An 18,138-nucleotide genomic window follows, 5' to 3' on the forward strand; every position below is an offset into this window, starting at 1 on the left:
TTCAGGCAGTCGCAGGCGGGCAACAAGCCACATCGTCCGTGCAGGGAACGCCGCCGCAGCAATTTTCGGTAAGATAGCCCATCAACCCGTTCATCGCGGGATAGTTGGCGGAATAGATGATGAGCCTGCTCTGACGTCGCTGCGTCACCAGCCCTGCATTGGCCAGCGCGGCCAGATGAAAGCTCATCGAGGAGGAAACGACGCCCAGCTTTTCGGCAATGGCACCGGCCGGCAGGCCCTCCTCGCCCGCCTGCACCAGCAGGCGGAAGGCGGCGAGACGATGCTCCTGCGCAAGGGCGCCAAGCGCGCGGATGGCGGCGGATGCGTCCATCATTATCTCCATCATTCGATAAAACTCGAAATATAGAGATAATAGCAACCCGTCAATAGGGCTTGTGCGGAAAGCTGGCGGGGGTTGAACGATGTCCCTCCCCCGCCCGTCATGTTCTTATCCGCCCTTGAAGGCCACCAGTCGCACACCGAAAGGTTCGAGCACGGGATGCCGCAAATCGGCCGCAGCGCCGGGCAAGCTGCTCATCAGCACAGCGCCCGGAGCAAGCACGCCGCCCGGCTTAAAGCCTTCGATGGCAAGTGTTTGAGCTTGATTGCTCATGTTGAGCAGAACCAGCACACCTTTGCCGCCCGTGTCGCGTCGGGCATAAGCGACCACCTGATCGTTGCCAGATTCCAGAGGAACATAGGCCCCATCGCGCAAGGCGGCATTCGTCTTGCGCAACTGCAGAAGGCGCGCATACCAATGATAGAGCGAGCCCTGATCGGCTTGCGCATTGGCCACATTGACCTTTGCGGCTGAGCGCCCCACCGGCAGCCAAGGATCGCCGCTGGTAAAGCCCGCAACTTTCCCCGCGCTCCATTGCATAGGCGAACGTTCGGGGTCGCGATTGTCGGCCACCTTGCGTTTGGCGCCGAGGGGAATGTCGCGCAATTCTTCGGGCGCCAGATCGGGCATGCCGATCTCCTCGCCATAATACATCAGCGCCGTGCCGCGCAGGGTCAGCGTCATGGCCGACGTGATCCGGGCAATCTGGTCATTATGCAGGCCATCGCCAAAACGGGACCATTGGCGCGGGGTGTCATGGTTGCTGAAATGGAAAACCGGGGGAAAACCGTCCAGCTTCAGCTCCGCCTCGTCAATCCGCGCCTTGAAGGTAGAGGCGTTGAGGCTGGCCACATCCTTATAGAGGAAATCCATCGGCAGATTGATCTCGTCGCCCTTCGCGCCATAAACCCGACGCAGATCGGCAATCGAGGAAATTGCATTTTCACCCAGAAGCACCCGATCACCGTGGAAACTGTCCACCACCTTGCGCAGGCCGCGCAAGGCCGCGCGTGTGGCGGGCAGGTTGCTGTTATAGGGCTTGAGACCGACCGACGCCCCCGATTTCACATCGGGATCCTGGGGCCAATTGGTATCCTCGAACAGATAGGGTGTGGCATCGAGGCGAAAGCCGCTGGCGCCATGGCGCAGCCAGAAGCGCGCCACATCATGCATCGCCTTTTGCAATCCGGGACTGGCCCAGTTCAGATCCGGCTGCTCCTTCAAAAAGACGTGATAGTAATATTGGCCGGTGGGCTTGTCATATTCCCATGTCGATCCGCCAAAGATCGATTCCCAATTGGTCGGCGGCCCGCCATTGGGTGCAGGATCATGCCACACATACCAATCGCGCTTGGGATTGTTGCGCGATGACCGCGCTTCCTTGAACCACGGATGCTGGTCCGAGGAATGGTTGAGCACCAGATCGACCATCACCCGGATGCCGCGCTTGCGCGCCTCGCGGGTCAGCCGGTCCCAATCGGCCATTGTGCCATATTCGCGCGCCACGGCGGTGTAATCGGACACGTCATAGCCGAAATCGGCATTGGGCGAAGGGAAGAATGGCGTGAGCCAGATGGCGTCGACCCCCAGTTCCTTGAGATAATCGAGCCGCTGCGTCACGCCGTTGAGATCGCCGATCCCATCGCCATTGCTGTCCTGAAAGCTGCGGGGATAGATTTCATAGATGACGGCATGGGTCCACCATGGCTGGGCCTTTGCGGCCGTCTTCACCGTCTGCTTCCCAGGGGCCGGTTTGGCGGCCTGCGCCGGAAATGCGTTTAAGGCCAGCGCAGTGCCCAACGCCGCGGTGAGTGCAAATTTGCCGATTTTTGGGGTTCTCATGCTGCCACCTTCTTCATTTGGGCAAGGGCATCGCCATGCGACGGGAAATTGAGACTGCATCCATCCAGAAACCGCGCCAGATCGCGGGACCGGTAAAAATCGACATCCTCGCGCTGCGCCTCGGCCAGAGGCGGGAAGGCGCCATAACCGGCCAGCAGGCAATGCCACGAAGCGCTGGTAAAATGGCTCAGGCCCGGCTGCTGTGCGAGCAGCGCCGCCAGATCGCCCCGGCGAAACCATGTGTCGAAAATATGGAGCAAGGGATCGGAGAGATGGTCATTGTCACGATTGGCGCGCCAATAGTCGCTGTCATCGCGCGTGTTCAGCTTGTAATGGGCGACAATATAGTCGCGCACCCGCTCAACCCGGTCGGTGATAGCGGCGTTGAAGGCATCGCCGTATTGCGGCGTAAAACTGCCCCGCTCCAGATGATCCATAAACAGATCGACGGTGTTGAGCACCAGATGCAGCGCGGTGGCCTCAAGCGGCTCGACAAAGCCCTGCGCCAACCCGACGGCAAGGCAGTTCTGCTCCCAATGCCGGGCAAGCCGGCCGGTGTGGAAACTCAGGTGGCGCGCTTCGACCGGGCTGTCGAGCATCCCGAGAGCGGCGCGCAATTCCTGCTCTGCGGCATCGGCGGACAGGAAATCCTTGCTGTAGACATAGCCGTTGCCGGTGCGGTTGGTCAGCGGGATTGACCATGCCCAACCATGGGAAAGCGCGGTCGCGGTGGTTTCCACCGGGACGGGCACGGCGGCAGGCGTGGGCAGCACCACAGCGGCATCGTTGAACAGATTGGCACGGAAGCTGACAAAAGGCACATCGAGCGCGCCGCGCATCAACAAGGCGGCAAAGCCTGTGCAATCAACGAAATAATCCGCTTCGATCCGTCCGGCCCGATCGGTCATTACCGCCGCAATGGCGCCGCGATCATCGCGGATGATGTCCTGCACATGCGCCTGACGATGCGTAACCCCGCGCACCGTGGCGCAATCGCGCAGGAATTGGCCCAGCAATGCGGCGTCGAAATGATAGCCATATTCCATCCGGAACGGGAAATGTGCGGGCGCGAGCGGTGCTTTACCCCGCGCGGCAAGAACGCCGCCCAGCAGGAAATCGCCCGGCGCGGTCGGCACATCCAGCCCCAGCCTGCGATTGCCGCAATTGAGGCTAAAAGCCTCCTCTGTATGCAGGTCGAGCTGGGTCAGGAAAGGATGGCTGTATTGCGCCACGCCCGAGGCCGGGCTCCAGCCCTGAAAACGGATGCTGGCCTTATAGGTCGCGCAGCAGGCGGGCATCCATTCGCCCTCGGCAATACCCAGAACCTCGAAGAACCGCTTGAGCGTGGGGGTCGATCCCTCGCCCACGCCGATGGTGGCAATTTCGGGCGCTTCAATCAACGTGATCTGTGCCTTGCCTTCGCCCCAGCGATGGGCCAGCAGATTGGCGGTCATCCATCCTGCCGTCCCCCCGCCGATGATCGCGATGCGCAAGGGGGTCATAGGCAGCCTCATGCCGGTTGGCCCAGACAGCGTTGCAGATAGTCGTCATGGCTGGGCAATTGCTCAAGCGGTCGGGCTTTCAATTGCGCCAACTGGGCCAATTGCCGGCGCAATTGCGCCTCCGACGGGCCATCGGCCAGCGGGTGATAATCGGCGGGCAAAATGCCCTGCCCTATCAGCACCTGCACCCAGGACGGCTCCATGAAGATGTCATATTGGTCCTGAAACAGCGTGCCATTGGCGGCGAAGAGAGCGATCTTGCGCGCCAGCCTTTCGGGCACTTCCATCTGGCGAAGGTCGCGCCAGAAGTCGGAATCCCGGCGCTGATTGGCGTGGTAATGCAGGATGATGAAATCGCGGATCAGCTCCGTCTCGATCCGCGATTGGCGGTTATATTCCCCGATCAGATCGGCTGTGATCCCGTCATGGGGAAACAGGTGCAGCAGGCGGGTGATCGCCGACTGGATCAGATAAATGCTGGTGGATTCGAGCGGTTCGAGAAAGCCGCTCGACAGACCGATGGCTACGACATTGCGGTTCCATTGGCGGCGCGCGCGTCCGGTGCGGAAATGGATGATGCGCGGCTCGTCCAGCGCTGGCGTTTCCAGATGGTCCAGCAACACTCGCGCGGCCTCATCGTCGCTGCAAAAGCGGCTGGAATAGACCAGCCCGTTGCCATTGCGATGTTGCAGTGGGATCTGCCATTGCCATCCCGCGCCATGGGCAATCGAGCGGGTAAAAGGCGCGGTTTGCGCATGGCGCTGTGAAGGAACGGCCATGGCGCGATCACAGGGCAGCCAGTGCCCCCAATCCTCATAGCCGGTGCCCAACTGTTGCTGGATCAGCACGCCCCGGCTGCCCGAGCAGTCGATGAACAGGTCGCCCGCCACCTGTCGCCCGTCGGCCAGCACCAGCGCCATGATATCGCCCACCCCGGCGGCGCGCTGAACATCGCGGACGGTGCCTTCGGTGCGCAGGACGCCCAGCCTTTCGGAATAGCGCCGCAAAAATTGGCCATAGAGGCCGGAATCGAAGTGATAGGCATAGGGCATATCCCAGATGGGGTCATTGCCGGTGGTGGGCGCGAATTTGCCCGCCTGCGCACTCAGATAATTGAGGTCGAAATCCCAATAGCTGCCCTCGATCCCCAATTGGCGGGCGCGGGTCCAGAAATGGTGAAACGAGCAGAAGGGCAGATTGCGCCCCGCCGAGCCAAACGTGTGATAATAGGTTTCACCAATCGCGCCCCAGTTTTCAAACCGGATGGCCAGCTTGATCGTCGCCTTGGTTTCGCGCAGAAACTCGGCTTCGTCGATGCCCAGCACGGCGTTGACCTGCTGGATCGGCGGGATCGTCGCCTCGCCAACACCGATGATGCCGATGTCGTCGGATTCGACCAGTTCGATGGCGATTCTGCGCTCTTGCGTGGTCGCCCCCAGAACCTTGGCCAGCAGGGCGGCCGTCATCCAGCCGGCCGTACCACCTCCCAGAATGACCACCTTGCGGATCGGTCGGATCACGTTTGCATCCTCTTGTGTTTTGGTCATGGGCGCCCTCCCCGCCCGTTGGGGCGAGCGGGGAGGACTATCACGAACAAGGCCCTGTCAGAACGGCCCCGCTCAGAAGAACGAGTAGGTCAGGTTGAGCAGGAAGTTGCGCCCGAAGGTTTCCACCCGCGTGACCAGCCCGCTGGCCGTATCGGTATAGGTGTCCTTCTGGTCGGTCAGGTTCTGAGCCTGAACCGAGATCCTCAGGCCCTTGAGATAGGCAATATCGGTCTTTTTGAAATCAAAGCCGATCTGTGCATCGACCAGCGTTTGCCCGGCCCGGTTGACCGGCGAGATCGTGTTCGATCCGCCCCGATCCTCCGACAGCCATTTGGAACGGTTGTTGATCGAAGCGCGGGCCGAGAAGCCGCCCTTTTCAAAGAAGCCGGTGAGCTGGAACACCCGCTTGGACAGACCCGGCACATCGGTGCCATCTTTCAGCCCGCCATCGGTGAAGGCCGCGCCACCCACGATGCCAAAGCCGTCAAGCGCATGAACAAAGCGGCCGAAGGGCAGGCTCGCCTGAATTTCGATACCCTTTACCTCGCCCTTCAGCCCGCCGGTATAGGTGGTGTTCAGGCCCTTGAACGTGGCGGGCGTGTAGATGGTCGAACCATTGCTGCTGACCGCCTGATGATAGCCGGGGATATAGAACTGGGTGAAATCGCGCACCGTGGTGGTGGCCACGTTCCAGTTGACCAGATCCTTGTAGAAGGCCGAGACCGAGATGAACCCGTCGCGGGCGAAATAATATTCATAGGAGGCGTCGAACTGGTTGGCCTCATAGGGGCGCAGTTGCGCATTGCCCGAGGTCGACACCCACGGACCAAGGCCCGGATCGGTGTTGGTCACATTGGCCACATTATTGCGGAATTTCACCGAGGAGCCGGGGTTGAGATAGTCGATGCGCGGGCGGCTGATCACTTTGGAGGCGGCAAAACGCACGGTATGGCCGCTGCCAAGGTCAAAGTTCAGGTTCAGGCTGGGCAGCACGCGGGCGTAATTGGCGCCGTCGCTGATCGGGGTGGCGATGTCGAGCTGGTTCGAGCCGATCACCGAGTTGAAGCCCGAGGCGCGCTGGTTGGTGATCACGCCTTGCAGGCCGACATTGCCGAACATGCGGACGCCGCCGAAGGTCTTTTCGAAATCGGCCTTGAAGAAGGGCTGCCACACCTTCTCGCGGATCGTATAGGTGTCGCCCATGCGATCCGGCTCAAGGCTGGCCGCATCATAGCGGGTATAGAAGTTGCTGTTGATCAGCCCAAGCGCATCATAGGCCACCACATTGCCCAGACCTGCCCAGTTCACATCCGCCACGCCGCGTCGCGCCGAGGTGGGAATGGCGCCGTCCAGCGGATAGGTGCTGGCGGTCAGAAAGTAGCCCTGATTGACCTTCGATTTCTTGTGGTCGGAATAGCGGGCCCCCAGATTGACATGCTTGATGAAGGAATCCTCATAATCCTTCTGAACCGCAAAACGCAGAGAATCCAGGTTTTCATCAAAGATCGCGGTGTTAAGGAAGCCATCCTGCGCCTGAGCAAAGCCGATCGGCTGCCCGCCCGCACCGATCACCGCGCTTTGGTTCAGCGCCGTGATCGGCGACAGGCTGCCGCCCCATGACTGCGGTCCGGCAAGGCGCACGGTGCTGTAATTGTCAAAGCTTTGCGAACTGTTCGAGAAGGTCAGGCCATTGTCGCCATAGTTGTAGGTACGGATATTGTTCGGCCCCTGCGTGGTCAGCCCCGCGCGGCCAAGGCCTGCATAGCTTTCGGCCCGCGTATCGCGCTTGGTGCTTTCGGAATGGGCGACATCGAGCGACAGATGCAGATCGGGCGCCGGATCATATTTCAGATTGCCGCCAAAGCTCTTGAGCTTGCCCTTTTTGTCCAGCGGATCGGTGCGCAGGACCGAGTTGAAGCCGATGGTGCGGGCCGATGTGATGGCCGTGGCGTTCGATGAAATCACCGTGCTGCCGTCCGAGGCGATGGGCAAGGCTTCGACAAAGCCGCGCGAGATGCCCTGATCGGAGAAATTGATGTAAAGCGCATCCACCATCGCGGTGAAATTCTCGGCAGGCTTGAATTCCAGCACACCGGCCAGCGTATCACGCTTCAACAGGCGCGAGCGTGAGGAGATATCGATCCCGGCGGGCGCATATTTGCCCGCATTGGCGCCCGAGGAAATCGCCCCTTTGTCATAGCCCCACACGCTGAAATACTGATCCTGCGTGGGCGAAGAGGTGGTGGCCGCGGTCAGCGCCACACCGATCGTGTCGTTGGCGAATTTGTCGCTGAAGGACAGGGCGACGCGATAGCCATTGTCCTTGAAATCGGGGTTCTTCGACTTCTGTCCGTTCTGTTCGAACGTACCGTTCACCACCAGCGTGCGCTTATGCTCCAACGGATGGATCGTGCGCATGTCCACCGTGCCGCCCACGCCCATCGCGGAAAGATCGGCATTGGGGGTCTTGTAGACCACCGCCGTGTCGATGATTTCGGACGGATAGAGGTCATATTCCACCCCCCGATTGTCGCCAATGCCGATCAGTTCGCGGCCATTCATCGTGGTGCCGACGAAATCCTCGCGGAAGCCGCGCACCGAAATGCCGCTGACGCGGCCGGCGCGGCGTTCACCGGCCAGACCCGCCAAACGACCCAGCGAATCCGCCACGCTCGATTGCGGCAATTTGCCGATGTCCTCGGACGAGAGCGCTTCGACAACGCCCGCGCTCTTCTGCTTGACGGCCTGCGCGCGTTCAAGGCTGGCTCGCATGCCGGTGACGACGATATCGGCCGGGGCGGCGGTCGGCTGAGGCGCAACTTGCGCGAATGCGGCGCCATGGCTCATCAGGGCGATGATCGCCGTGGAGCAGGCAAGACTCTTCTGTAGCTTCATGAGATTGGTTCCCTCCCTGTGCATGGCTGGCAGATCGCAAATTGGCCGCCAGCCTTCGTTCGCCCACAATATTGAGTCTTTACGCAATCGGTTGCAATGGGTAGGCGTTCCGTTTGCATATGCAAATTTCGGGCACCCTGTCCGCCCCGGCAAGATCGAGGCATAAGCACGCGATGAACACAGTTTCCGTCCTGTCCGCCACTGATCGGCAAAAATCTCTTCAAGCGGTTGCTCTGCTGGTGTTTCTGGTCATGGGCCTGTCGGGCGCGATGGGGCCAACGCTGATTCCGGCGATTCGCATCGTCTTTGGTCTGGGCCTTTCCTCGGCCATGACGGTGCAATGGATCGCGCTGGTGGTCAGCGGGCTTTCCTCGCTGATACTGGCGCAGTTGCTGCACCGTTTTGGAGCAAAGGCGATGGTGCTGGCGGGGCTGGGCCTGATGATGCTGGGCTGTTTTCAGGTGCGGCTGTTCATCCTTTCCCCCTTTGGCGTCGATGCGCGCTATGGGCTGATGCTGGCCTCGCTGGCCGTGATCGCACTGGGCACGTCGGTGCTTCAGGTGGCGGCCAATCTGCTGGTGGTCCAGCTTGGCCCTGCGCGCACCGCTTCCTCGCGCCTGACGCTGGCGCAGAGTTTCAATTCGCTGGGCGTGCTGGTGGGCGTGTCGCTGGGCACGAACCTCGCGCTTAACGCCAGGGTCACGACGGCCCCCGCCATGACTTTGGGCATTGGTCAGGCTTATGGCTGGTCGGCGGCGTTCAACGGGGTTGCGCTGGTCGCGGCACTGATGGTCGGAGCATCCGCGTGGTCTTGGTCGCGGCCTTCTGTAAAATCCGATAACGCTCAATCCGGTAATGCGCCGATCCGCGCGGCGCTTGGGTCCGGCTGGGCCTTGGCCGGAGCCGGAGGTATTGCGCTTTATGTCGGCGCCGAAGGGTCCATCGGCAGCATCCTGATCTCCTATCTCCACCAGAAATCTGTCCTTAATCTGTCGCTTGAGCAGGCCGGGCATTATCTGGGCTGGTTCTATTGGGGCGGCGCGCTGGCGGGGCGTCTGGGGGGCACATGGCTGCTTCATCGCTGGCCCCCGGCACGCATGCTGGGTTTTGCGGCGGGCGGCGCGGCAATCGCCAGCGCCCTTGCCGCAATGGGTTCGGGGCCGGTGGCGGGCTATGCCGCGCTGTCCATCGGCCTGTTCAATGCGATCATGTTTCCGGTCATCTTTTCGATCACGGTCGAACGCTCGGCGGCTCCTTCTGCAGCCGTTTCGGGCCTGCTCAGCACCGCGATTGCCGGAGGCGCGATCCTTTCGGTGCTGGTAGGGTGGACCGGAGAGCATTTCGGTTTTGCCCTTTGCTTTGTCATCCCCATGTTGGCCTATGGACTGATCGCCTTGTTCGGGACCTGCGGCTCCATCCTTCCCTCGGCGGATAAAGCGCCACAGGATTCGCGAATAACCAGTTCGGTGGGCAACCTTTCGGAGCGCACCTGATAGCCTTCCATCATCCTCAGCAGTTTTGAAACCAGGAGGTTGCCGGCAAGGATCGTGTCCTGCCGGATGGTGGTCAATTGGGGATGCGCAAGGCGGGCGGCCTCGCTGTCATCATAGCCGACGATGGCCACATCATCGGGTACGCGCAATCCGCGCTCATGCAGCGCCCGTATGGCCCCCACCGCCACCAGATCAGACGATGCGACAATCGCATCGAACGCCACCTTCTGGTCGAGCAGCGCATGTACTGCCTCGGTGCCTGCCTGCATTCCCGACGGTGCTGGGCGCAGAAATGTGAGGCCGGAAGGCAGGCCCGCGCCCGCCAGCGCATGGCGAAAACCGAAGAGCCTTTCGGACAATTGCGCCTGTCGGGTCTGGGCCGTGGTGATGGGCGCGGCCTGACCGATAAAGGCAATCCTTTGCCGCCCCAGTTTCACCAGATGGCTGGTCGCCTGCCATCCCCCTTCGGCATTGTTGCTGCCCACTGAGCAATAGAGCTGGTCGAGCGTTTCCACGCCCCAGACGACAAAGGGCCGCCCGCCCTGCGCCATCTGGTTCAGCCCGGAGTGAAACTGCGACTGGCCCAGAAAGATAATGCCGTCATAGGGATGGGTGGCCATAAAACGGGCCAGCGAGGCGTCATCATAAGGGGCCTGGGAGGATATCGAAAAATCCAGCCCGTGATCGCGCATCGCCGCCCCGATCCCGCCCAACAGGTTGAGTTCAAAGGAATTGGCAAGGCGGCTGCCGCTGGGCAGTGCGACCGGCATGACCGCGCAGATCGAACCGCTGCGTCTGGTTTTTCGGGCGCGGGTTTTCGCTTTGTCCTGCGCCCCCTCGCGCAGAGGATAGCCCATCTCCTGCGCTATCGCGATAACGCGGGCCTTGGTGTCGGGCGTGATGGCGCGATGATCGTCAAGCACACGCGAAACCGTGGCGACAGACACGCCCGCTGCCTGCGCAACGTCGATCAGCCTTGGCCGCCGCCCGGATTGCACCTGATCATTCGCCATGGAAACGCAGCGACATAAAAAAGGCGCGACGAATCACGGAATCAGCCCGACGGCACTTCATGGCATCCCCCCTGTTTTGATGCATTCTTTAGCACCTGGCCGGCCCCGGTTCAAATGGCGAGCCACGGGAGAAACCATGCTCTAAGCCAAACGCGGCGCAGCTCCCGCCAGAAACAGCAGCGTCACCGCCTTCGCCCTCTCCCGGATACATGCTCCATCCACCGGAACCGCGCGCAGACCCAGCAGCGCTTCCTCATATAGGCCGGATCTGATAGCATGGACCAACTGGCCTGCGGCATCGGGCGAGGAGAGGTCATGACGAAGGCCCTGCCCCTTCCAGCGGTCAAGAAATCCCGCACATTCCTCGACAATTTTCTTGTGGCCCGATTGGTAAAAGATCCGCCCCGCGGCTGCATCGGTTCCGCCGCAGGCGATGACGCCGCGATAGACGGCGATGGATTCGGGCTGGAGATAAAAGCTCAGAATCCCGGTCAGGAGATTTTCCAGCGCCTCTTCCACCGATGCGCCCTGTTTGGCCAGCGCCAGCTCCTGCATGGCGGTCTGCGCCGTGTCCAGCATGGTCGCCGCGATCAGCCCGTCGCGCCCGCCGAAATATTTGGCCACCGTGGCCTTTGACCCACCCGCAAGGCGCAGAACTTCGGCAAGGCTGACATTATGAGGCCCATGCAGCAGCATCTGTTGCCGCGTGTGCTTGATCAGCGCCGCGCGCCTTGTTTGGGCCGCATCGGCCTTGCTGCCACGGGTTTCGGCGCGCGCTTTGGGTTCCGGGGATCGTGACAAAAACAGGCTCCGTAAGAGGCATCGGCGGGTGTTCCATCCTGCCTGTAGCGTGATCCGCCCATGGGGTCACGATATCATGGTTGACTTGGCGCCCCACAAGTGTACCGTTAGTACACATAAGCAAGGGAGAGGATATAATGCCATTCATCCGCAACGCATGGTATGTCGCCGCATGGGACAGCGAAGTCACCGACGAGGCCATGCTGCCGCGCCACATTCTCGACGAAAAGCTGATTTTCTTCCGCCAGGTTGACGGCACGGTCACCGCGCTCAGCGGCGTCTGCCCGCATCGCTATGCCTCGCTGTCGATGGGGCGGCTGGAGGATGGCGCGGTGCATTGCGCCTACCATGGGCTCGGCTTTGACCATACGGGGGCCTGTGTCCACAATCCTTTCGGCGCGCCGCCCAAGGGGATGCGGCTGCGCTCCTATCCTGTGATCGAACGTTTCAGCGCGATCTGGATCTGGATGGGCGAACCTGCTGCCGCCGACCCTGACCTGCTGCCTGATTTCTCCTTCAACGATCCCACCGTCCATTGCGTCGGCCAAGGTTATCTCCTGGTACAGGCCAATTGGGAGCTGGAGGTCGAAAATATCCTCGACCTCAGCCATATCCAGTTCCTGCACCCCACCACGCTGGGCAGCAGCGAGGTGGCCAATGGCGCCTATGAATGGCATCAGGACGGCGACCAGATCTGGTCGAACCGCGATGTCTATGGCGAAATGATGCGGCCCGAACTCGCGGGGCCGATGGGCGTGCCTTCGGATAGGCCGGTTGATCGCTGGATCCATACGCGCTGGGATGCGCCCGCCAATCTGGCGATCTTTGCCGGCGCGGTTCCGGCAGGCCAGGATCGCGGCGGCGCGCCCGGTACGCCGACTGGCCATCTCTTCACACCGGCCACGCAGGGCAGCACGCATTATTTCTATTCCATCGCTTTTCCCCGCGCCATGGGGCCGCAGGCAGAAGCGCTGGCGCGGACGCAGGTGGACTTCCTCAAGATGCCTTTCGAGATGGAAGACCTGCCTATGCTGGAGGAGCAGCAGCGCAATCTGGCTGGCCGATCGCTGCGCGATGTCAAGCTGGGCTGGCTGCCGGGGGATGCCGCCGGGGCGCGGGCGCGCAACATCCTCTATGCGCGGATGGACGCCGAAGCCGCGACGGCCCCCTCTTCATAATCACCCCGCCAGCGCGCCGGGCAGAACTTGGCCAAAATAGGCCAGCTCGTCCGGCGTTGCCGTTCCCACGCGCATCCAGTTGCGATAGGCCTCGCCCTCGAACAGGCGCACCTCGACGCTGCGCGCGGCCAGACGGGCCTGAAGAGCGGCGGCGGGCATGCCGCAGTCGATATAGACAAAGGTGCCGTCCGATTTCAGATAGCGCAGCCCATTGGCCTCGCAGATCCGATAGATCATCTCGCGACACTGTTTCAGATAGGCAATAGCGCCCGCCAGATAGGCCGCATCGCCAAGGCACGCCTGCGCAGCGGCCAACCCCGCCTGATTGCGCGAGGTGGTGATGCGCGCGTTGAGTTGGCGGATGCGCTGGGGCTGAGCCAGCGTATAGGCGATGCGCAGGCCCGCGAGGCCATAGACCTTGGAAAAGGTGCGCGTCACGATGACATCATGCCCCGCGCCCACCAAAGAACCCATGGATTGCCGATGCGGATCGGGCGCGAGTTCGAAATAGGCCTCATCCACCAGCACCGGCGCCTTGCGCGAGGCAGCGATGCAAAAGCCCCGCAATTGCTCGGGTTCGGGGCGAAGGCCGGTCGGGTTATTTGGATTGCACAGATAGACCAGCCTCGTCTGCAGGCCGATAGCACCCAGCATCGCATCAAGGTCAATGTGATGATCGGCGCGCAAGTTCACCCAATCTGTCTCGATCCCCTGCCGCGCGGCATAGGCCAGATGGGTGCTGTAAGTGGGCCGCGGCGCCAGCACGCGCCCGCCCGCCGCAATCGCCACCGTCAGCAGCGTGAGCGCATCGAGCGATCCGCTGGAGAGCGTGACCTGATCCTGCGCAAGCCCTTCCTGCGCGGCGATTTTTTGCCGCAATGCCGCCTCGCTATGCGGATAATAAGGCGCCTCGGCCACCGAGGCGATGATTGCCCGTCGCGCCGCCGGGCTGGGGCCGAAAGGGTTTTCGGTCACGCCAAGGCGCGCTTTCACATCCCCGCTATGCTCGGGCTGAGGCGGCGGCATGGACGAGGGAGCGGCGGCCAGCAGACCGGGAGCCAACAGGCCCCCGGCAGCAACCGGCAAAATGGAGCGGCGAGTAATACGCATCAGAACTTCACATCCACACGGGCGTAATAATTGCCGCCATTGGTATCATAGGGCGTGTTGCGCGAATAGTTCAGGCCCCGGCTATACTGGAACAAAGCCTTTTGCGGATAGGTGTCGAAGATATTCTCCGCTCCGATGCGCAGGGTAACGTTCCGGTTCATCGCATAAGACAGCGAGGCATCGAAAAAGGCAATCCCGCCAAAGCGCTGGAAGATGTCGCCGGTCGAATTGCCGCTTGAATCGGTATAGGCCCCGTAATAGCGGCCGCGCCCCATCGCCGACCATTTGCCCAGCGTATAGGTGATGCTGCCCGTGGCATTATGTTGGGGCAGGCCCTGCTCGAACAGGGTCTTTTGCGTGGTATTGCCCGCCAGAGCGCCCGCCGTCACCTTGGTCTTGGTATAGCTGTAGGCCACCGTCGCATCAAGGCGGCCCGGCCCGACCTGATGGTTATAGGACACCACGATGTCGATGCCGCGGCTGCGGGTGTTATAGTCGTTGGTATAGAAGGAAATCGTGCTGTAATCGGTCGCCTGCGACAGGCCGAGCGCCAGAAGCTGGGCCTTGAGCGCGGGGGTCAGCGTATAGGTGGGCGAAGTGCTGAAACGCTTGTCGACCTGGATCTGATAAAGATCGACCGAGCCGGACAGGCCCCATGATGTCTTCCACACACCGCCCGCCGTGATCGTGCGCGAGGTGGCCGGTTGCAGCGCCTTGCCGCCAAAGAACTGGGCTATGGGATTGGTGGGCGAGAGACGGCCCGTGGTGTAAACCAGCAAGGTGTTGGTATCGAGGCCCTGACTGGTGCTGGTCGAATTGAGCTGGGCGGGCGTGGGTGCCTTAAATCCGGTGGAATAGGAGCCGCGCACCGCCAGCATCGGCGCGACTTCATAGCGCGTGGCAAATTTGTAATTGAACGTGTTGCCAAAGCTGGAAAAATGCTCATCGCGAATGGCGGCCGTCGCGCTCCATTTTTCCGTAATCGGCGCGGTCACGTCCAGATAGCCGGCATAGCTGGTCTGGCTCCATGTGCCCGCCTGTTGCGGGGTGAAACCGGGAAAGCCACTGGCCCCGGCGGCAAGGCCCGCCGCCGCCCCCGGCCCGACCGCATAGGAGGCATATTCGCCGGGCCGGATCTTGTAGCTTTCCACCCGCCGCTCGGCGCCAAAGGCAATGTTGAGCGGGCGGTCGAGGAAGGGCATGGCCAGACGATAGACGCCGTCCGCATTCAGGTTGAATTCCTGCTGGACATTGCGACCCAGATAGAAATTGAGCGGGCTGTTAGGCCCCAGCGAGGCGTTGATCGAATTGTCGAGAAAGAAATTCGTCGCATTCGAGCCATAAGAACCGCTGATGTCCCAGCTCAGATCGCTGCCCTTGCCGCCGCGCAGACCGCCGACCATCTGGATATCGTCATAGCGCACCCGCTCGCTGGGGGTGAAACCGGCGGGATAGATCGTGTTGAGGTTGAAGCCGGGATAGGTTGTGGTGGTCTTGTACAGGTTGCTGTTGGTGGCGGGATTGCGCCAGTTGATGTCGGACCAGCTCTTGCCGGTGCTGAACGTGCCAAAGGCATAGGCTTCGACATTGGCGCCGATATTTTCGGCCGCATCCACCGCCATGCGGAAAGAGCGCCCTTCAGGATTGCCCCAGCGCTGAACCAGCGAGGGTACCGCGATGGTGGGATTGGCGGCGGCAAAGGCGATGGCATCGTCGCGCTGATGCGAGCGCGAGGTGGCCTCGTTGCGGGCATATTCGCCCGTCACCACCAAATGGCCGCCATTGGGCAGAGCGAAACCGGCGCGCCCACCGGCCTGCACCGAGGCGCCATCGCCCATGTAATATTGCGAGCCCTGAACAAAGGCGGAGAAACCGGGCTTGGTGTCCAGAATGATGTTGATGACGCCTGCAATGGCATCCGACCCATATTGCGCCGATGCGCCATCGCGCAAAACTTCGAGCCTTCCGATGCCAAAGGTCGGGATCTGCGCCAGATCGGGGGCCTGCGACCCGCTGTTGATAAAGGCGGAGCGGTGGAAACGCTTGCCGTTGATCATCACCAGCGTCATGTCGGGCGAAAGGCCATCAAGCGAGGCCGGGCGCACGAATTGCGGCCCGTCCGAGGCGGGCAGGCGCTTAACCGTAAAGGCGGGCACCAATTGCGCCAGCTTTTCATGCAGCGTGCTGCTGACGGTGGAATTGACCGTCTTGCCGCTGAATGTATCAACCGGGGCCAGAGCGGTAAAGCGGGTCTGGCCGGTCTCACGCGTGCCGGTTACGATGATCTCTTCGGCGGGAATGGTCTGGGCCAGCGTGTCGCGTGGGGCTTCCTGCATGCCCAGAATGACCGTTCTGCCATCGTCATTCTTCACCGCCAGCGCGCTGCCCGCGAGCAACCGGGCCAGCGCGGCCTGACGCGACATATGGCCCTTGATCGGCTCGGACCGCATGGCGGCGATGGCACCGCGTGGAAAGAAGATCTGCACCCCGGCCTGCCGCCCGAATTCATTGAGTGCCTTGGCCAGAGGCTGGGCCGGAATGTCGAAATTCTGATCGGCGGCATAGGCCGGGGCGGCATAGATGGCGGGCGCAGCAAGAAGGGCCGCGAAAAGCGGCTTGCGGAAATCACGGGACATGAATGGAACCTCTTGGGGAAGGAACGTTTGCGTCGTTCTCAATCCTCAAGACGATTGAGCGCCCGCCCACCGCCAAGTCACAGCAAAAAATTTATCGCGTCAGCAAATAGGCCTTTTCCGAGACCGAAACATGGATGCCCAGCCCCATCGACACCGCATCGAGAAAGGCCGCCGGATCGTTGGAGGTGAAACGCCCGCCTACCGGGATCGTGGCCAATTCGGGATCGACAATGATGATCTTGCGCGTCAGGAACCGGTTATATTCCTCAACCGCAAGACCGAGCGTGGCCTCGTCGAACAGGATTTCGCCCTGTTGCCATGCGATGACCGCTTCTACCTGAGCGGCGGACAGGCGCCGCAGGGGTGGCCGGTCAGGCGAAAGGAGCAGGCTCTGGAACGCCTTAACAGGCTGCCTGCCCGCCCGCGCCTGTCCGCGCAGGACCAGCAGGTCAAGCGTATCGCCGCGCAGCCGCGCATTAAAGCGGCCGGGCAAGAGCGCCACCTGCTGATCGCGCCCATGCAGGATCGCGCGCGCGCCGGGGCACAGGTCGATGGCCACCTCGCCCCGCTCCACCCAGAGCGTGCGCTCATTCTCGGAAAAGCGCCATGCAAGGCAGGAATCGGTGTTGATCGCGGCGATGCTGCCATCGGGCAGGCCCAATTTTCGATGCCCGCCAATAGGCGCCGATGCGCTGCTCCACGCATAGGCGCGCGTGGCCAGCCCACCTGCACCCAGCGCCATGACAAAAGCCCCGCCACCCGCCGCCCGCATAAAACCACGGCGCGACGAGGGGACAGATGCAAGATTGCCCTGCCCTTCAAAGGCTTCATAGGCCGCCATCGCCCGGTTAAAGGCAATGGCATGGGCCGGGTCGGCGCTGCGCCACACCTCGAATTCCGCATCATCCATCGTGTCGAGAGCGAACCGGGCGACCCATTGCGCAGCTGCTGCTTCCGGCGTCATCGGGGTTCTTTCGGTCAGGCTCATGGCAGCTAGACGAGCGGGCGAAGAAAAACCGCCAAGTTTGCAAAGGATGGACGAAAATTATTCGACCATAGCACTTTCGCCCGCCTCTTCGGCCTGATCATAATCGGCTCGCCGCCTCGGCTCCAGCGCGCGAGTGATCAGTTCGATGGCCCTCGCAAGCCGCTTTTCCAGCGTCGAAAGGCTCAGGTTCAGATCGGCGGCGATCTGGCGCGGGGATTGCTCCTCGATACGGCGGCGGACAAAGACCGTGCGACACCGCTCCGGCAACTGGCTCAGCGCCTGCTGGAAATCGCTCATCGCCTCGCGCCCTTCGGCGATCTGATGCGGATCGGGCGCATCCTCGGCCAGTTCCATGTGCTCGGCGTCGGCAATCTGGCGAAAATCGATGATTTTGGACCGGCGCATCCGCTCGATGGCCAGATTGCGCGCCGTCCGCAACATAAAGGCCCGCGTGTTGGTGATCGCCGCCCAGCCCTCGGTGGCCAGCATCCGGGCGAACACATCCTGCACCAGATCGCGCGCATCCTCCCCATTGCCGCACAGCCGCACAGCCATGGCCAGCAGCGCGCGTTCATGCGGCAGCACCTCGTTGATGAACCAGCGGTCTATGGGGCGAACGACGGACACGATCACTCTTGCCAGGAACGAAACACGCCGCTCCGATAAGAGCCGGTCATGTCATTTCCGCGACAATGCGATCGAACTACCCGCCTCAGAGCGCCTGTGCGATACGGCGCATGGCCTGCGGGGGCTGGCCAAAGGCGCGCCCAAAGGCGCGTCGCATCCTTTGGAG

Annotated in this window: 13 protein-coding genes; 2 read left to right on the top strand and 11 right to left on the bottom strand. The window is 61.9% G+C overall.

Features of this window, described 5'->3' with window-relative positions; genetic code table 11:
- Position 1: 1 nt before the first annotated feature.
- From FHW96_RS07200 to FHW96_RS07220, 5 genes are all read right to left on the bottom strand, one after another.
- Positions 2-331, bottom strand: coding sequence for a helix-turn-helix transcriptional regulator (locus FHW96_RS07200; protein ID WP_172339971.1), 330 nt, complete (start codon positions 329-331; stop codon positions 2-4).
- A gap of 117 nt (positions 332-448) precedes the next feature.
- The gene (locus FHW96_RS07205) at positions 449-2,071 is read right to left on the bottom strand and encodes an alpha-glucosidase (RefSeq protein WP_172339865.1); all 1,623 of its coding nucleotides are present in this window, start codon (positions 2,069-2,071) and stop codon (positions 449-451) included.
- Between the two features lie 107 nt (positions 2,072-2,178).
- Positions 2,179-3,696, bottom strand: a complete 1,518-nt coding sequence (locus tag FHW96_RS07210) for a tryptophan halogenase family protein (RefSeq protein WP_216650810.1) — start codon at positions 3,694-3,696, stop codon at positions 2,179-2,181.
- Entirely contained in the window at positions 3,693-5,231 is a 1,539-nt protein-coding gene (locus FHW96_RS07215; protein ID WP_216650811.1) for a tryptophan halogenase family protein, read from the bottom strand. Before FHW96_RS07215 ends, FHW96_RS07210 begins: the two co-directional genes overlap by 4 nt.
- A gap of 72 nt (positions 5,232-5,303) precedes the next feature.
- Entirely contained in the window at positions 5,304-8,126 is a 2,823-nt protein-coding gene (locus tag FHW96_RS07220; RefSeq protein ID WP_172339866.1) for a TonB-dependent receptor, read from the bottom strand.
- Positions 8,127-8,299: 173 nt separating this feature from the next.
- Between FHW96_RS07220 and FHW96_RS07225 the strand changes: the two genes are divergently transcribed.
- Positions 8,300-9,619, top strand: a complete 1,320-nt coding sequence (locus FHW96_RS07225) for an MFS transporter (RefSeq protein WP_172339867.1) — start codon at positions 8,300-8,302, stop codon at positions 9,617-9,619.
- Here FHW96_RS07225 and FHW96_RS07230 read toward each other — a convergent pair.
- Positions 9,505-10,632, bottom strand: a complete 1,128-nt coding sequence (locus FHW96_RS07230) for a LacI family DNA-binding transcriptional regulator (protein ID WP_172339868.1) — start codon at positions 10,630-10,632, stop codon at positions 9,505-9,507. The genes FHW96_RS07225 and FHW96_RS07230 overlap by 115 nt on opposite strands.
- Positions 10,633-10,773: 141 nt before the next feature.
- Positions 10,774-11,433, bottom strand: coding sequence for a TetR/AcrR family transcriptional regulator C-terminal domain-containing protein (locus tag FHW96_RS07235; protein WP_172339869.1), 660 nt, complete (start codon positions 11,431-11,433; stop codon positions 10,774-10,776).
- 137 nt (positions 11,434-11,570) lie between these two features.
- Between FHW96_RS07235 and FHW96_RS07240 the strand changes: the two genes are divergently transcribed.
- The gene (locus tag FHW96_RS07240; RefSeq protein ID WP_172339870.1) at positions 11,571-12,611 is read left to right on the top strand and encodes an aromatic ring-hydroxylating dioxygenase subunit alpha; all 1,041 of its coding nucleotides are present in this window, start codon (positions 11,571-11,573) and stop codon (positions 12,609-12,611) included.
- Here the strand turns inward: FHW96_RS07240 and FHW96_RS07245 are convergent, their stop codons facing one another.
- From FHW96_RS07245 to FHW96_RS07260, 4 genes are all read right to left on the bottom strand, one after another.
- Complete coding sequence (locus FHW96_RS07245) at positions 12,612-13,721, bottom strand: histidinol-phosphate transaminase (RefSeq protein WP_172339871.1); 1,110 nt, start codon at positions 13,719-13,721, stop codon at positions 12,612-12,614.
- The gene (locus FHW96_RS07250; protein WP_216650812.1) at positions 13,721-16,357 is read right to left on the bottom strand and encodes a TonB-dependent receptor; all 2,637 of its coding nucleotides are present in this window, start codon (positions 16,355-16,357) and stop codon (positions 13,721-13,723) included. The genes FHW96_RS07245 and FHW96_RS07250 overlap by 1 nt, the downstream gene beginning before the upstream one ends.
- Positions 16,358-16,448: 91 nt before the next feature.
- The gene (locus FHW96_RS07255; RefSeq protein WP_172339872.1) at positions 16,449-17,345 is read right to left on the bottom strand and encodes a FecR domain-containing protein; all 897 of its coding nucleotides are present in this window, start codon (positions 17,343-17,345) and stop codon (positions 16,449-16,451) included.
- A gap of 57 nt (positions 17,346-17,402) precedes the next feature.
- Positions 17,403-17,972, bottom strand: coding sequence for an RNA polymerase sigma factor (locus tag FHW96_RS07260; protein ID WP_172339873.1), 570 nt, complete (start codon positions 17,970-17,972; stop codon positions 17,403-17,405).
- Positions 17,973-18,138 lie beyond the last annotated feature (166 nt).

The organism is Novosphingobium sp. SG751A, assembly GCF_013149295.1.
Taxonomy (GTDB): domain Bacteria; phylum Pseudomonadota; class Alphaproteobacteria; order Sphingomonadales; family Sphingomonadaceae; genus Novosphingobium.

Coding starts and splice junctions, on each gene's coding strand:
- FHW96_RS07200 (WP_172339971.1), bottom strand. CDS start 331: ATGGACGCATCCGCCGCCATCCGCGCGCTTGGCGCCCTTGCGCAGGAG.
- FHW96_RS07210 (WP_216650810.1), bottom strand. CDS start 3,696: ATGAGGCTGCCTATGACCCCCTTGCGCATCGCGATCATCGGCGGGGGG.
- FHW96_RS07215 (WP_216650811.1), bottom strand. CDS start 5,231: ATGACCAAAACACAAGAGGATGCAAACGTGATCCGACCGATCCGCAAG.
- FHW96_RS07220 (WP_172339866.1), bottom strand. CDS start 8,126: ATGAAGCTACAGAAGAGTCTTGCCTGCTCCACGGCGATCATCGCCCTG.
- FHW96_RS07225 (WP_172339867.1), top strand. CDS start 8,300: ATGAACACAGTTTCCGTCCTGTCCGCCACTGATCGGCAAAAATCTCTT.
- FHW96_RS07230 (WP_172339868.1), bottom strand. CDS start 10,632: ATGGCGAATGATCAGGTGCAATCCGGGCGGCGGCCAAGGCTGATCGAC.
- FHW96_RS07240 (WP_172339870.1), top strand. CDS start 11,571: ATGCCATTCATCCGCAACGCATGGTATGTCGCCGCATGGGACAGCGAA.
- FHW96_RS07245 (WP_172339871.1), bottom strand. CDS start 13,721: ATGCGTATTACTCGCCGCTCCATTTTGCCGGTTGCTGCCGGGGGCCTG.
- FHW96_RS07250 (WP_216650812.1), bottom strand. CDS start 16,357: ATGTCCCGTGATTTCCGCAAGCCGCTTTTCGCGGCCCTTCTTGCTGCG.
- FHW96_RS07255 (WP_172339872.1), bottom strand. CDS start 17,345: ATGAGCCTGACCGAAAGAACCCCGATGACGCCGGAAGCAGCAGCTGCG.